Origin of the sequence: Corynebacterium efficiens YS-314 (assembly GCF_000011305.1) — a bacterium.
In the GTDB taxonomy this organism is placed as follows: domain Bacteria; phylum Actinomycetota; class Actinomycetes; order Mycobacteriales; family Mycobacteriaceae; genus Corynebacterium; species Corynebacterium efficiens.
Genome location: NC_004369.1, coordinates 1,434,339 through 1,448,054, shown reverse-complemented (window position 1 = coordinate 1,448,054; position 13,716 = coordinate 1,434,339). Strand labels below are relative to the sequence as shown.

Here is a 13,716-nt window from a genome sequence, read left to right as displayed (position 1 = left end):
AGCTACTGATGAAGGAAGCTGTTAGCCCAGGTTGACCTGGAAGGAATCGGCGTTGAGCTCGGCGGTGATCTCCTCGACCAGCTCCTCCGGAACCTCACGCTCGACGCGCAGGATCAGCACGGCACCATCGCCCTTAGCTGCCTGGGTGAGAGCTGCGGCCTCGATGTTGATGCCGGCGGCACCCAGCTTGGTGCCCACGGTGCCCAGGGCACCCGGTGCGTCGGTGTACTCGAGGAACAGGTTGCGTCCCTCTGCGCGCATGTCCAGGCCACGGCCGTTGATGCGGGTGATCTTCTCAACGCGCTCCAGGCCGGTCAGTGCGCCCACGACGGAGGCGGTGTTGCCCTCGCCGGTGACAACCTTGACCTCGATGACGGAGCGGTGGGTGACGGACTCGGAGTTGGTCTTGACGTCAACGCTCACGCCACGCTCCTCGGCGATGCGCGGTGCGTTGACGAAGGTGACAGGCTCCTCGATGATGCCGGAGAACAGGCCACGGACGGCGGACAGACCCAGGGCGCTGACATCCTCGCTGGAGAGCTCACCGCGGGCGGTGACCTCGAGGGAGACGGGGGCACCGTCGACAAGCTTGCCGGCGAGCAGACCGAGCTTGCGGGCGAGCTCCATCCACAGGGCGACCTCCTCGCCGACCTTGCCACCGGAGACGTTCACGGCGTCGGCGACGAACTCGCCGGCCAGTGCCTTGAGCACGGAATCGGCAACGTCGGTGCCGGCGCGGTCCTGTGCCTCCTCGGTGGATGCACCCAGGTGCGGGGTGACAACAACCTGGGGCAGCTTGAACAGCGGGGAGTCGGTGCAGGGCTCGGTCTCGTAGACATCGAAACCGGCGCCACGGATGTGGCCGGACTCGATCGCATCCGCCAGTGCCTGCTCATCGACGAGGCCACCGCGGGCCGCGTTGATGATGATCTGGCCCTTCTTGGCCTTGGCCAGGAGCTCGGCGTCGAACATGCCGGCGGTCTCCTTGGTCTTGGGCAGGTGGATGGTGACGAAGTCGGAGCGACCCATCAGTTCTTCCAGCTCCACGAGCTCCACGCCGAGCTGTGCGGCACGTGCCGGGTTGGCGTAGGGATCGTAGGCGATGATGGTGGTCTCGAACGCGGCGAGGCGCTGAGCGAACAGCTGCCCGATGTGGCCGAAGCCGACGATTCCGACGGTCTTGCCGAAGATCTCCACACCGTTGAAGGAGGAGCGCTTCCACTCGCCGTCACGCAGGGTGGCGTCAGCGGCCGGGATCTGGCGTGCGGTGGACAGGAGCAGGGAGACGGCGTGCTCACAGGCGGAGTGGATGTTGGAGGTCGGGGCATTGGCGACCATGACGCCGGCCTCGGTGGCGGCGGGGATGTCGACGTTGTCCAGACCAACGCCAGCACGGCCGACGATCTTCAGGTTGGGCGCTGCTGCGATGACTTCCGCATCCACCTTGGTGGCGGAACGCACGAGGAGGGCGTCTGCCTCCTTGACTGCTTCGAGCAGTTCGGGGCGGTTGGGTCCGTCAACCCAACGGACCTCAACTGCGTCACCCAGCGCGTCAACGGTGGACTGCGCTAGCTTGTCGGCGATAAGTACAACCGGACGGCCATTCTGGCTCACAAGATACTCCTGGAAGAACTAGGAATGTCCGCCTGCAGCAGGCACGACCGCGTCGGCTGCAGACGTGTCCACGCCGGGTTTTGGCGTGCGACTACGGATATTCTAAACCCACTCGTTCAACTGGGGACACCTCGGGTTGTTTTCATGACACGGGACACACCCGCTGGGTTGTCCCACCCGTGGTGCTCCCGCCCGGCACCACCCCGGCGGACACCCCCGGCATCACCGGGTGCACATTTCCCTCAATCACCAGGTCAGGCCCGCAACCCCGCCCCGGGGAGATGATCTCCAGAGTCCCGGTGGTCCTCCCCCATCCCGCACCGGAATGCGACAAGGGGCCCTGAATATTATTCAGGGCCCCTTGTCGGGCTCTCCCACGCCCGGGTGAGGGTCCTACTGGTAGGACACGAACCACGGACGGGGGTCGACCTCCTCGAAGGTCTGCTGAGGGGTGAAGGTCGGGAAATCCTCGTCGTAGAAGTTCTTCCAGGCCATGAAGAAGCCCGGATCGAGATCCTGTCGCAGAACATTCCAGGTGTCGTACTTCTGCCCCGGTGTGCCGTGTCCATCGGCGTGCAGGACGAAGGCGAGCTCAATGTGATCGGTGTTGATCTGCTCGCGGTCACGCAGCATCTGGAGCTGGAACTGGTGCAGGACGAAGGCCTTCTGCGGCAGTTCCTCCTCGCGGACCAGGTTGGCCAGCCAGTCGGCGACCTCATTGACCTCGGCGGCCTCCACAGAGCCCACACGCGCCATAGGAAGCTCATCCGCCCCGATACGCCACTCGGGGTCCAGTGCCAGGCCCACATTGGGGCGCTTCAGCAGATCCTCGTAGATCTTGGCCAGCTCCAGGAAGGTGGAGCGTCCGGGCTGGATGTCGAGCACGACATACCCGCCGGCCTCCGTGATGGCGTCGATGTAGGGCACGAGGTCAGCGGGGTCGGACTCGTTGACGTAGTTGCCGTCGGGGCCGGGGAACTCAGAGGCCACCGTGGCGATGATCTCGAAGGCCGGGATGACCGGCTGATCCTCGAAGGCCTGGTATTCCGCAGCTTTGTCCAGCGCACGCTGGGCGGCCTCGGCCGGGGGCTGCTCACCCATCGCACCCAGTGCCGGGCCGGAGGGGTGGCCGTAGAAGGCGATCATGCGCCTGCCCGGGAACACCAGTCCGCCGCCGCCGGGGAGTTCCTCGGTGACGGTCTCACCGCGTTCGATCTTGGCGGCCAGCTGCTCACCGGTGCCGAACTGGTCACCCAGTGCCAGCAGCGGCTTGTCGGACAGACCGGCGACCATCTCCATGTGTTCGGTGTTCAGGCGGGGATCCGGGTAGTCCATGAAGCGCACGGGGGCACCGTAGGCACGGGCGGTGGCCACGGACGAGATCCCGGATTCAGGGCTGGCCAGCACGATGGGGGCCATCTCGCCGTCGCGGGCGCTCTGAGCGGGGAACGCCGGCAGGTCGTCGCCCCCGGTGGTCTCGGGCATGGTCTCCCACGCCGGCACCAGGAGGGTGTGTTCCGCCGGGTCCAGGTCCGCGGTGGCGCGGGAGACACCGGAGATGTCATCGACGGTCCGGGGCTCGAACTGCAGGGCGGTCAGCTGTGCCAGGGACTCATCGGTACCCCGGTCACGGATCACGGTGAGATCCCCGGAATCCTCCAGGTCGGGCAGGGCATCGCCGACGATGAGGACGGTGGTCGCCCCGAGGCGGTCGATCTCGTCGAGGATGTCCCCGTCATTGTGGCCCGGCGCGTGCAGCACGGGGGCGTGCGAGACCACACCGATCGATGCGGCCCGTAGTTCCTGGGCGATGCCGGCGCCGGAGACGACGGCGGTGTCAGACTGGTCGAAGAACATCCGGCTGGCGCCGATACCGGAGTAGTCCGGGTCGCTGACCACGGTCGGTTCGGCCGGGAACTCCTCGGAGACCGCGCGGCTGACGTTGGTGGCGCGTGCCTCGCGGTACGGCCGGTTGTCGTCCTTCCGGGCAACGACCACGCTTGTCGACGCCTCCCCCGCCGCGTCATTGTTCCCGTCACTGTCCTCGGTGTTGGCGCACGAGGCCAGCCCCAACGCCAGTACCGTCGCGGCGGTACCTGCTGTCAGTGCTCTCGTTCGAGTCCTCATTCGGCGCAGTCTACTGCCCATGTACATGGCCTTCCGTGGTGCTTCGCTCTTATATGTCAGGTGGTGAACCCAAGTTACCGAGTGGCTACACTACCCACAAAAGCATCAGGTCCGTCGAGTCCCCCCGTGAGGTCTGCGTCATCGACATCACGCACCACGGGTTTTCCGATGGCCTCCTCCACCATGGCCATGAACTTCTCCCTCCGGTCGGCGAAGAATGCCTCGGCATTGGAGGAGTGCAGATACTCCGCGCGCAGCAGGTGGGTGGCCAGCATGGTGTCGAAGTCCGCATCGTTCATGAGCGATTTCGACTGCACGCGTGGCAGATAACGCGACGGTGGGGTGTCCCCGATGACCACCTGGGTGCGACCCCCCATCGGGGTACGGTTGAGGACACTGTGTGCCAGGACCGGGTCGATGCCACGGTCGCGGCACCAACGGTCCGGGAAGATCTGGTGGAAGTCGCAGCCCAGCTCGTCGAAGGTCCACTGGTCGAATTGTTCGCCGGTGCGCCAGTCCCGGGCCCCCCTGCCCATGAGCAGCGCGAAGATGCCCTTCCACACCCCGGTGTCAGGGCCGGCACTGAGCAGCCGGGATTCGTGGAAGACCGTGTCCCGGATGGTTTTGGGTTCTGCGCTATCGGTACCCCGGATCCAGGCGGTGACCTGGTCGGTGTCGCGTCCCGAGCGGGCGATCACCGCGGGGGAGCCGTAGAGCTCACCGAGGATCCCACTCCAGAACCAGCGGTTGAGGCGGTCCCAGGAGGTTGAGTTGGCCAACTCGTTTTCCGTGAGCAGGGTGAGTATGACGGCCAACGGCACAAGCTGCGCGGTGTACGGCACCTGATCACCGCTGAGGATGCACCGTTGACGGAGGAAGTCCGCGGCATCCTCGAAACCGGTGCGGATCTCCTCGGCCGCCGGGATGTAGTCTTCCCGGGTGAGGTTGAGGATGTTCTCACGGTGTCCCACCGCCTTGCCTTTGCGCGCGGTGACCAGGAGGGACACGGCGGTGAGGAACTCGGTGCGTCCGACGCCGTCGAGAGCCGGGTGCTGACGCAGTCGACGTTCGGTGCGGGCCCAGTCATCACGGAGTGAGAACTCGGTGGCGGTGTTCTCATCGGTGGCGAACACGGCGGTGAGGAGGTCGAAGACATCCATCTGCAGGCCGGCGGAGTTCGCCTGGGCGAAGATGGACCCCACTCCCCCCTTCGCGGTTTCCCGGTCCAGCCTGATCATGGGGATGTCATAGGTGACGATCTGCCGGCCCACCTGAGCGTGGAATCTCTTGGCGTTCTCCCGTGCCCCGTTGCCGGCGAGATCAGCCAGGTCGAAGAGGAGGGCGGCGCCGTCGTCGCCAAGCAGCATCGAGATGGGCACGCATCCGGCCGACAGCGCCGTCTCCAGGTCCTGAATACCGCCGGGGATCTTCGGCCCGAAGTGGGATTTGACCTCACCGTGCTCGTCGACGGCGAACACGGCCTCATCCGGCATGACCGGGGATTCAATCGCCTTGGCCACATCGACGTAGAACTTGCGGCGCACCCGCTTGTTGCGGAAATCGACGGTGTCGACGTAACCGTCGCCCCGGAGGCAGTGGTAGAGCGAGGTGAGGCGCTGTTGTCCGTCGAGAAGCAGCAGGCCGGGGTCCCGCCCGGTATCGGGCGCGCCGGCAAGCGGCCGGGGACGGAAGCGCATCTGCTCCCCGCGGGTGTCCAGCGCCATGAGCACACCGACGGGGAAACCACGCAGAACGGTGACGATCAGCGTGCGGATCCGGTCGACGTCCCAGGAGTAGTTCCGCTGGAAGTCCGGTAGTTGGAGGTCCCCCCTGTCAACCCGGGCGAAGAGGTCTGTGAGCGCGTAACTCGGCGTGGAAAAACCCATGGCTCACACTCTATATCAGCACACGGTCTCATGATCGCTGTGCTCGACGCTCTCCAGCTGGATGGTGGAATGGGTGATACCCAGTTTGGTTAGTTCCGCTTCTGCCCGATCCAACACCCCGCAGGAGAAGATGTGCTCGGAATCGGCATCAACCACAAGATGACAGGTGGCCAGGACCTCCCGGCCGTCGATGCTCCAGATGTGCAGATCATGGATGTCCTCCACCCCGGGGATGGTCCGCAGCACCCGGTCGACTTCGTCGGTGTCCGCCCCGTCCGGCACCCGTTCGAGGAGGATATTGAGGGCATCCCGCAGGAGGCCGAGCGCCCGGGGCAGGATGATCGCGGCGATCGCGATGGAGGCGATGGTATCGGCCGGTGTCCAGCCGGTGTAGCGGATGATCAGACCGGCGATGATCACCGCGACCGACCCCAGCATGTCACTGAGCACATGGAGGAGTGCGCCACGCATGTTGATGTTGCCGTCCTGGTGGCGCATGAGCACCAGGGCGGAGACACCGTTGGTGAGGAAACCGATGACCGCGACGATGAGCATGAGGCCGGTCTGGATCTCGGTGTCGGATCCCAGGCGCATGATCGCCTCCACCACGATCCACACCGCCACCGCGGACACCACGAGCGCGTTGGTCATCGCGGCGAGCACCTCGACGCGTTTGAAGCCGTAGGTGGCACGGTCGGTGGGCACCCTGCGGCCGATGAGCATGGCCACCAGCGCGATGATCAGTCCCGTGGAGTCGGAGAGCATGTGCATGGCGTCGGCCAGCAGCGCCAGCGACCCGGAGACCAGTCCGGCGATGAGTTCCGCGAAGAAGACGGTAGCGGTGAGGATGAGGACCGCAGCGAGCGCCTTCAGTGAATTGGGTGTGTGGGAGTGCCCGCTGAGGCCACCATGATCGTGGTGGTGATGCTCGTCGTGGTCGTGGTCCACTTCAGGGTGATGTCCGGGGTGCCCATGCGCTGTCATACCTCTAACCCTGTCACACTCCGGACCTTATTGAAAGTCTGTTGAAAATTAAGTGACCGTTCCCATACTCTCCCCTATATGCCCCTCACCTGCGCAAATGGAAACCATTACCAGTTAGACCATCCCCAGCACCCCGGATCCCGACACGAAGCTGAGTGGTAGAACCGGCAGGCGGTCGGGTCACTCCGGAACGTAGTACTCGGCGAGATAAACGAACCCACCCACGGCGGTCGCGGCAACCCCGACCCGATAGGACCCCATATCCTCCGACGGACTGGCGAGGAGGTGGGCGATCCAGGCCTCCACATCAGCCTCCCGGATCCGGAAAACCTCCATCACCCGGCCGCTACCGAAATCAGAAACCCAGGTTCCATACTCATCGAAGGACAGCTCGCCCCGGGCAGCCCGCTGCGCATAGTCCTGCGCAACAACCTCGGCAGCCGGCGAGAGCGGAATGCCACCGTTGATATGGTTTCTTTCGGATGCATCCTTGAGGCGGTCCGCAAGACTTGCCTCGGAAGATCCGAAGTTGAGGAAGGACGAGAAATCGCTTGATTGCGCATGTCCCACCGGGGAACCCGTGAATGCAAGCGCCGCGGCAAGTCCCACAGCTGTGAATCTAGTTTTGTTTCCCATATCACCATCGTGCCAAGATGAGACATAACAGTCAATAGCATCTTCGCTAGGTGGGGAGTTCGACCATCCATCGCCTAAATGACCACTGGAGACGACAAATCCCCGCCATGGACATGGCGGGGATTTGGCCGAACAGGTATAGCTAGGAACCCTGGGAACCCCAGTCGTGGAAGCGCCCACGCTGATAGAGCAGCGGCTGTACGCCCCTGCCCGTGCCACACTCCCTCACCGCGACGGTAAAGATGGCGTGGTCACCGCCCTGGAAGACATCGACGATCTCACCGGCGAACCACGCGGCCGATCCGTCGATGACGGGCACCTCACGTCCACGCCGGATGATGTCGACCCCCGAGAAGCGGTCGACGCCGCGGGTAGCGAACTGGCGGGCGAGCGGACCCTGGCCGTCCGCCAAGACGGAGATACCCACGGGTGCACCTGCCGTCAGGTACGGAATCGATGAGGACGTGGAGGCGACACTGAACATCACCATCGCCGGCTCCAGTGACAACGAGGTGAAGGCACTGACGGTCAACCCGACGTCCCTTCCCCCGTCATGAGTGGTCACGATGGTGACCCCGGAGGGGAAGGTTCCCACGGCCTCCTTCAGCTGTTCACCTGTCACTGTGAGATCGGCGCACGTCATGGTTCTAGTTCTCCTTCTGAGCCCTGGCGCGACCGAGTTCCCACTTGAGCTGGGTCTCGGATGGCGACTGGACGGGAATGAATGCAGCTTCCCGGAAACGACGGGATGCCGGGGAGCTCTGTGCGTAACCGGCACCACCGGCGACACGGACCTCCAGGGCGGTGGCAGCGGTGGCGACCTCGGCGGCCGCCAGACGCAGTTCCAGCATGTTCACGCGGGGCACGGTTCCCCCCTCATCGATGGTAGTGGAGTAACGCTCCTGGGTGGCGATCAGGTCGGTGACCCGCCCGCGGACTGCGGCCACATCATCAGTGAGTACCTCGTTGATGCCGGTCAGACGGGTGGAGGCAACATCAATCGCCGCATCTGCCACACCCAGGCATTCCGAGATCTGGAGGGTCATGAAGGTCGGGCGCACTGCGTTGATGAACTCCATGAAGTCACGGGAGAGCACCTGGGGCTCGGGGATGAAGACATCGTCCAGGGTGACCCAGGAGGATGAGGTGGCGTTCAAGCCGAGCAGCCCGAAAGGCCTACCCAGCCCGACGCCGTCCGCACCACCATCGAAGGCGATGAGCAGGCGCTCCCCCTCCGGGGTGCGACCGGCGGTGACAATGAGGGCATCCCCATCCAGGTTGGAGGCCCAGGCCAGCTTGCCGTTCAGTCGGAAGCCACCGTCAACCGGTGTGAGCTCCAGGTCGATGGCACCCGCGCCCGCTGCCTCTTTGAAGGCGGGTGCCATGCCGGTGACGCCCGGTCGCCCACCCAATTCCAGCTCCGGCAGGACGGCGCGGGCGTAGTCGGTGTCGGCGGTCTTCAGGTATTTGATGACCATGGTGTGGGCCCAGATGCTGAAGGCCACGGACAGGTCCCGGGCTGCGATGTCGCGCAGCTGGCGGGCAGTCTCGGTCAGGGTGTCGTGCAGGAACAGGTTCTGCTCGCCGAGCAGTTCCAGGCCATAACGGGCTGGAATCTCGTTCTTGCCGACAGCCTTCGCGTTCTCCGCGATGGTGTCCAGGATAGTGGTGCTCATGATTACGGTAGTCAAGGCGGTTAAACCAGCTCGGAGGTGAGGTTGGCCGGGCGGGTGCAGGTGTTGACGACCGGGGACCACTTGATGGCGTCATCGTGGATCTTCTGCAGGGTCTCGCGGTCGGCATCTCCTTCGGACGAATGATCATAAGTTGACTCCCGGTGACACTAATCCACCTGGTCCAGAAATGCCATACCGTGCTGTCTATTTCTGCCCCTTTTGACCCACGTCCGGAGCCCACGCTGCAGGAACCCCCAGCGAAGACGTGAATAAAATGTCCGACCACCGGCCAAAAAGGGGTCCGTTAAGCCTATTTTCAGGTTCTGCTCTACAGAAAGAAATACCCCCTGCAACCTGCCCCGATGCTCCCCTATCCCAGCTTTCGAGACCTAAATGCACCGGTCGCTGAATCCTGCATTAAATCCACCGGTAGGTTAGACAGAGTTTCATACCGAGCTGTACAGTTACTGCGATCCAATAAAGACCACTCGGTCTAAAATCTAACTACCGAAGTTTCAATCGTGGCGATGATGAATCGGCGCACCTTCCTCGGTGCGACGGCCCTGGGTGCGATGGGCACCCTGGGACTCCTCGGCGGCAGGGCTGCAGGCAGCTCCCCAACCGCTCCTACCCCCGGGGATTCCGTCACCATCGGATATGTTCCGATCGCGTGCTCCTCGCCACTGCTGGTCGCCGATGCTCTCGGACTGTTCCAGAGCCACGGTGTCACGGTGAAACTGCGCAAGTTCGCCGGTTGGGCCGATCTATGGTCCGCGTACCTCACCCGTGAACTGGATGTCACCCATATGCTCTCCCCCATGGCCGTGGCACCGACCTTCCGCCCCACCACACTCGCCTACACCCTCAACACCAACGGCCAGGCGATCACCATCGCCTCCGACCTGCATTCCCAGGTGCGTGGACTCGAGGATCTCAAGGGCCGGGTCATCGGTATCCCCTTCGAGTATTCAATCCATGCGCTACTGCTCCGTGACCAGCTGGCCGCCCACGGGGTGGATCCGGTCTCCGACCTGGAACTGCGCCTCCTGCGCCCGGCCGACATGGTCGCCCAGCTGGAGGTCGGCGGGATCGACGGGTTCATCGGACCGGAACCGTTCAACCAGCGGGTTCTGGCCACCGGTTCCGGCCGGGTGCTGCACATGACCAAGGAATTCTGGGATCGCCACCCCTGCTGTGCTGTCTCCATGGGAGATGACTGGTTGGCGGCCCACCCCACGCAGGCCCAGGCCATCACCGCCGCACTGGCAGAGGCCTCGACCTTCCTCAACAGCGACGGCAACCATGTGGCGGCCGCCGATCTGCTGTCCCGTGAGATGTACCTCAACCAGCCAGCGAAACTGATCGCCCCGGTGCTGGAGGGCTCCTACAGGAACTGGGCCGGCAAGGATGTCATCGACCCGGATCGAATCCACTTCGGTGATCCCACCGACCCCGTCGCCACCGCCTGGATGCGCGAACAGCTCTACCGTTGGGAGCTCGTATGACCGACCGCATCAAAGCCGTCATCACCGGTGTCATCCTCCTGGTGCTGTTCGTCCTCGGATGGCAGGCGGCGGTGTCCACCAACCTCCTCTCCCAGCTCGCCCCCTCCCCCGGTGGCGTCTGGACACGTGGTGTGGAGATCCTCTCGGATCCCTTCTACCGGGACGGCCCGGGCAGTGTCGGCATCTTCTGGCACCTGCTGACAAGTCTCCGGCGCGTGCTGTTCGGATTCCTCATCGCCGCTGTCATCGCCATCCCGCTCGGTTTCCTCCTCGGCAGGGTGAAAGTGTTGCGGTGGGCCCTGGATCCCCTGATCCAGATTCTGCGCCCGGTATCCCCGCTCGCGTGGCTGCCGATCGGACTGGCCCTGCTTCTCGACGCAGAACGCACCGCTGTCTTCGTCATCGTCCTCTCCGCACTCTGGCCGATCCTCATCAACACCATCGATGCGGTGCTGCACATCCATCCCACCTATCTGAAACTGACCTACACCCTGGGCACACCGTTGTGGCTCGCCATCTCCCGTGTGTGGCTGCCCGCGACGCTGCCCGGCATTATCACCGCTCTGCGGCTCTCCCTGTCCACCTCCTGGCTGGTGATCATCGTCGCGGAGATGCTCGTCGGAGGCCAGGGCATCGGCTTCTTCGTGTGGAACATGTGGAACCGTCTCGACATCGATGCCATCGTGGTGGCCATCGTCCTCATCGGCCTGACCGGCCTCATCCTCGACCACCTCATCGGCGCACTACAGAAGACGGTCCGTTATGACTAATGCGATCACCATCGACCAGATCACCCGTTCCTATGGAACCACGCGCATCATCGGCCCCACCACGGTCGATATCGTGCCCGGGCAGTTCGTCTCCCTGCTCGGTCCCTCGGGCTGTGGTAAATCCACCATCCTGTCCATGATCGCCGGGTTGGATCAACCGTCGACAGGCGCGGTCACCGTCGACGGGCGCAGCTCCGTGGTCTTTCAGGACCACGCGCTGCTGCCTTGGTTCACCGCACGGGGAAATATCGAATTCGGGTTGAAGTCCGTCCGCCCGGAGCTGTCGGCGCCGCAGCGCCGTGAGATCGCCGACCGTCACCTGGAGATGGTCGGCCTGTCCCATGCGGCCGATCGTCGTCCCGCACGCCTGTCCGGCGGTATGCAGCAGCGTGTCGGCATCGCCCGTGCCTTCGCGGTGGAACCGGAGATCCTACTCCTGGATGAACCCTTCGGTGCACTCGATGCGCTCACACGTCGGGAACTCCAGCTCCAGCTGCTGGAACTGTGGGAGGCCGACCGCCGGACCGTGGTCATGGTCACCCACGATGTGGATGAGGCCATCTTGCTCTCCGATCGCATCCTGGTGATGTCCCCCTCGCCGGATGCCACGGTGATCGCTGATATCGCCGTCGATCTGCTCCGTCCCCGCAGTAATGTCGATCCGGACCCCGCCCTGCGCCACGAACTGATCGATCTGCTGCATCCCTGATCCCGAAACGCGACATCCCCCTCCCCAGCCACGATGTGGTTGAGGAAGGGGGATTATTCATTCCGGTGCGCAAAAACAGCTGATCGCGACCACCCCCGGAGGGATGGCCGCGATCAGGTGGTGTTATATCGGAAAGACTGCTTACGCGGTCTCGGTCAGTGGGTTCTTGACCCAGCTCATGAGGTCACGCAGCTTGGCACCGGTCTCCTCGATGGGGTGCTCGGCGTACTTCGCACGCAGGCCCTCGAGCTCGGTGTTGCCGTTCTCGACGTTGGCGATGAGACGCTTGGTGAAGGTGCCGTCCTGGATGTCGGTGAGGATGTCCTTCATGCGCTCCTTGGTGTCAGCGTTGATGACACGTGGGCCGGAGAGGTAGCCACCGAACTCAGCGGTGTCGGAGACGGAGTAGTTCATGTTGGTGATGCCGCCCTCGAACATGAGGTCAACGATGAGCTTGAGCTCGTGCAGAACCTCGAAGTAGGCCATCTCCGGCTCGTAGCCGGCCTCGGTGAGGACCTCGAAGCCGGTTTTGACGAGCTCCTCGGTGCCACCGCAGAGCACAGCCTGCTCACCGAAGAGGTCGGTGACGGTCTCAGCCTCGAAGGTGGTCGGGATGATGCCTGCGCGGCCACCACCGATGGCGGAGGCGTAGGACAGTGCGAGTGCCTGTGCGTCGCCGGTGGGGTCCTGGTCGATGGCGATGAGGCAGGGAACGCCCTTGCCGTCGACGAACTGACGACGGACCAGGTGGCCCGGGCCCTTCGGTGCAACCATGCCGACGATGATGTTGTCAGCGGGCTTGATCAGGTCGAAATGGATGTTCAGGCCGTGGCCGAAGAACAGTGCGTCACCCTCGTTGAGGTTCGGCTCAACGTCGTTGGTGAAGATGGATGCCTGGGAGGTGTCGGGAGCCAGGATCATGATGAGGTTGGCCCATGCTGCTGCCTCAGCGGTGGTCTTGACCTCGAAGCCGGCTTCCTTGGCCTTCTCTGCGGACTTGGAGCCCTCGCGCAGACCGATAACGACCTCAACGCCGGAGTCACGCAGGTTCTGTGCGTGGGCGTGGCCCTGGGAGCCGTAACCGATGATGGCGACCTTGCGGCCCTGGATGATGGAAAGATCGGCGTCTGCGTCGTAGAACAGTTCAATGGCCATGGGAGAAAATCTCACCTTTCGTGATAAACGATGATAAAAGTGTCCGCCACATGAGACAGACAACTACATTATTGTTTCTACCACACTCACTGTGGGGGGCTGTGCTTCAACCCGCCCTGGAGTACGGAAGGGTTTTAGAGCTTTGCCGGGGCCATGGTCTTGGGACCACGGTTGAGGGCGATCTGACCGGACTCGATCAGCTCGCGGATCCCGAAGGGTTCCATGACATCCAGCAGTGCACGGAGCTTGCCGGGCGTACCGGTGGCTTCGATGACGACGGAGTCCTGGGCGACGTCGACGACCCGGGCGCGGAAGATGTTCGCGGCGTCGACGATCTGCGGACGGTTGGTGCTGTCCGCGGAGACCTTGACCAGCATGATGGCGCGGGCGATGGTGGTCTCCTCGTCGAGACGCACGACCTTGAGCACCGGGATCAGCTTGTTGAGCTGCTTGGTGATCTGCTCGATGTTGAGCTCGTCAGCGTCGACGACGACTGTGATGCGGTTGATGCCCGCTGTCTCGGTCTTGGCGGACACCAGCGAGACGAGGCTGAATGCGCGTCGGGTGAACATGCCCGAGACACGTGAAATGATACCGTCGACGTCCTGGACCAGAACGGACAGGGTGTGGCGGGTGATATCTGAGGGGGCCATC

The 13,716-nt window shown here is 63.8% G+C and carries 12 protein-coding genes and 1 pseudogene; 3 read left to right on the top strand and 10 right to left on the bottom strand.

Annotated features, from left to right (window positions below; translation table 11 throughout):
- Positions 1–21: 21 nt before the first annotated feature.
- The 8 genes and pseudogenes from serA to CE_RS15625 form a co-directional block, all read right to left on the bottom strand.
- Positions 22–1,614, bottom strand: coding sequence for a phosphoglycerate dehydrogenase (gene serA / locus CE_RS06910; RefSeq protein WP_006769342.1), 1,593 nt, complete (start codon positions 1,612–1,614; stop codon positions 22–24).
- A 393-nt stretch (positions 1,615–2,007) separates the two neighbouring features.
- Entirely contained in the window at positions 2,008–3,741 is a 1,734-nt protein-coding gene (locus tag CE_RS06905; protein WP_035109505.1) for an MBL fold metallo-hydrolase, read from the bottom strand.
- Between the two features lie 74 nt (positions 3,742–3,815).
- Complete coding sequence (locus CE_RS06900) at positions 3,816–5,627, bottom strand: GmrSD restriction endonuclease domain-containing protein (protein ID WP_006769339.1); 1,812 nt, start codon at positions 5,625–5,627, stop codon at positions 3,816–3,818.
- A gap of 15 nt (positions 5,628–5,642) precedes the next feature.
- Entirely contained in the window at positions 5,643–6,611 is a 969-nt protein-coding gene (locus CE_RS06895) for a cation diffusion facilitator family transporter (protein WP_049783612.1), read from the bottom strand.
- Positions 6,612–6,791: 180 nt separating this feature from the next.
- Entirely contained in the window at positions 6,792–7,220 is a 429-nt protein-coding gene (locus CE_RS06890; RefSeq protein ID WP_162096719.1) for a hypothetical protein, read from the bottom strand.
- A 169-nt stretch (positions 7,221–7,389) separates the two neighbouring features.
- Positions 7,390–7,890, bottom strand: a complete 501-nt coding sequence (locus CE_RS06885) for a flavin reductase family protein (protein ID WP_006769336.1) — start codon at positions 7,888–7,890, stop codon at positions 7,390–7,392.
- Between the two features lie 4 nt (positions 7,891–7,894).
- A complete protein-coding gene (locus CE_RS06880) occupies positions 7,895–8,923 on the bottom strand; it encodes an acyl-CoA dehydrogenase family protein (protein ID WP_006769335.1) in 1,029 nt (342 codons plus the stop codon).
- Between the two features lie 20 nt (positions 8,924–8,943).
- A pseudogene (locus CE_RS15625) lies at positions 8,944–9,057 on the bottom strand (OsmC family peroxiredoxin); the annotation flags it as partial.
- Positions 9,058–9,450: 393 nt separating this feature from the next.
- On the opposite strand from CE_RS15625, the gene CE_RS06875 reads away from it, so the two are divergent.
- Genes CE_RS06875 through CE_RS06865 form a run of 3 tightly spaced genes read left to right on the top strand, consistent with a single transcriptional unit; the run spans position 9,451 to position 11,907 of the window.
- Entirely contained in the window at positions 9,451–10,428 is a 978-nt protein-coding gene (locus CE_RS06875) for an ABC transporter substrate-binding protein (protein ID WP_006769334.1), read from the top strand.
- Entirely contained in the window at positions 10,425–11,198 is a 774-nt protein-coding gene (locus tag CE_RS06870; protein WP_006769333.1) for an ABC transporter permease, read from the top strand. The genes CE_RS06875 and CE_RS06870 overlap by 4 nt, the downstream gene beginning before the upstream one ends.
- Complete coding sequence (locus CE_RS06865) at positions 11,191–11,907, top strand: ABC transporter ATP-binding protein (protein ID WP_006769332.1); 717 nt, start codon at positions 11,191–11,193, stop codon at positions 11,905–11,907. The genes CE_RS06870 and CE_RS06865 overlap by 8 nt, the downstream gene beginning before the upstream one ends.
- A 141-nt stretch (positions 11,908–12,048) precedes the next feature.
- On the opposite strand, the gene ilvC is transcribed toward CE_RS06865, so the two are convergent.
- Complete coding sequence (gene ilvC, locus CE_RS06860; RefSeq protein WP_006769331.1) at positions 12,049–13,062, bottom strand: ketol-acid reductoisomerase; 1,014 nt, start codon at positions 13,060–13,062, stop codon at positions 12,049–12,051.
- Positions 13,063–13,196: 134 nt separating this feature from the next.
- A complete protein-coding gene (gene ilvN, locus CE_RS06855) occupies positions 13,197–13,715 on the bottom strand; it encodes an acetolactate synthase small subunit (protein WP_006769330.1) in 519 nt (172 codons plus the stop codon).
- Between the last annotated feature and the right edge of the window lies 1 nt (position 13,716).

What these genes read in the sequence shown, in the direction of transcription:
- CE_RS06870 (WP_006769333.1), top strand. Translation starts at nt 10,425, where the DNA reads ATGACCGACCGCATCAAAGCCGTCATCACCGGTGTCATCCTCCTGGTG.
- CE_RS06875 (WP_006769334.1), top strand. Translation starts at nt 9,451, where the DNA reads ATGATGAATCGGCGCACCTTCCTCGGTGCGACGGCCCTGGGTGCGATG.
- CE_RS06865 (WP_006769332.1), top strand. Translation starts at nt 11,191, where the DNA reads ATGACTAATGCGATCACCATCGACCAGATCACCCGTTCCTATGGAACC.
- CE_RS06895 (WP_049783612.1), bottom strand. Translation starts at nt 6,611, where the DNA reads ATGACAGCGCATGGGCACCCCGGACATCACCCTGAAGTGGACCACGAC.
- CE_RS06905 (WP_035109505.1), bottom strand. Translation starts at nt 3,741, where the DNA reads ATGAGGACTCGAACGAGAGCACTGACAGCAGGTACCGCCGCGACGGTA.
- CE_RS06885 (WP_006769336.1), bottom strand. Translation starts at nt 7,890, where the DNA reads ATGACGTGCGCCGATCTCACAGTGACAGGTGAACAGCTGAAGGAGGCC.
- ilvC (WP_006769331.1), bottom strand. Translation starts at nt 13,062, where the DNA reads ATGGCCATTGAACTGTTCTACGACGCAGACGCCGATCTTTCCATCATC.
- CE_RS06880 (WP_006769335.1), bottom strand. Translation starts at nt 8,923, where the DNA reads ATGAGCACCACTATCCTGGACACCATCGCGGAGAACGCGAAGGCTGTC.
- CE_RS06900 (WP_006769339.1), bottom strand. Translation starts at nt 5,627, where the DNA reads ATGGGTTTTTCCACGCCGAGTTACGCGCTCACAGACCTCTTCGCCCGG.
- ilvN (WP_006769330.1), bottom strand. Translation starts at nt 13,715, where the DNA reads ATGGCCCCCTCAGATATCACCCGCCACACCCTGTCCGTTCTGGTCCAG.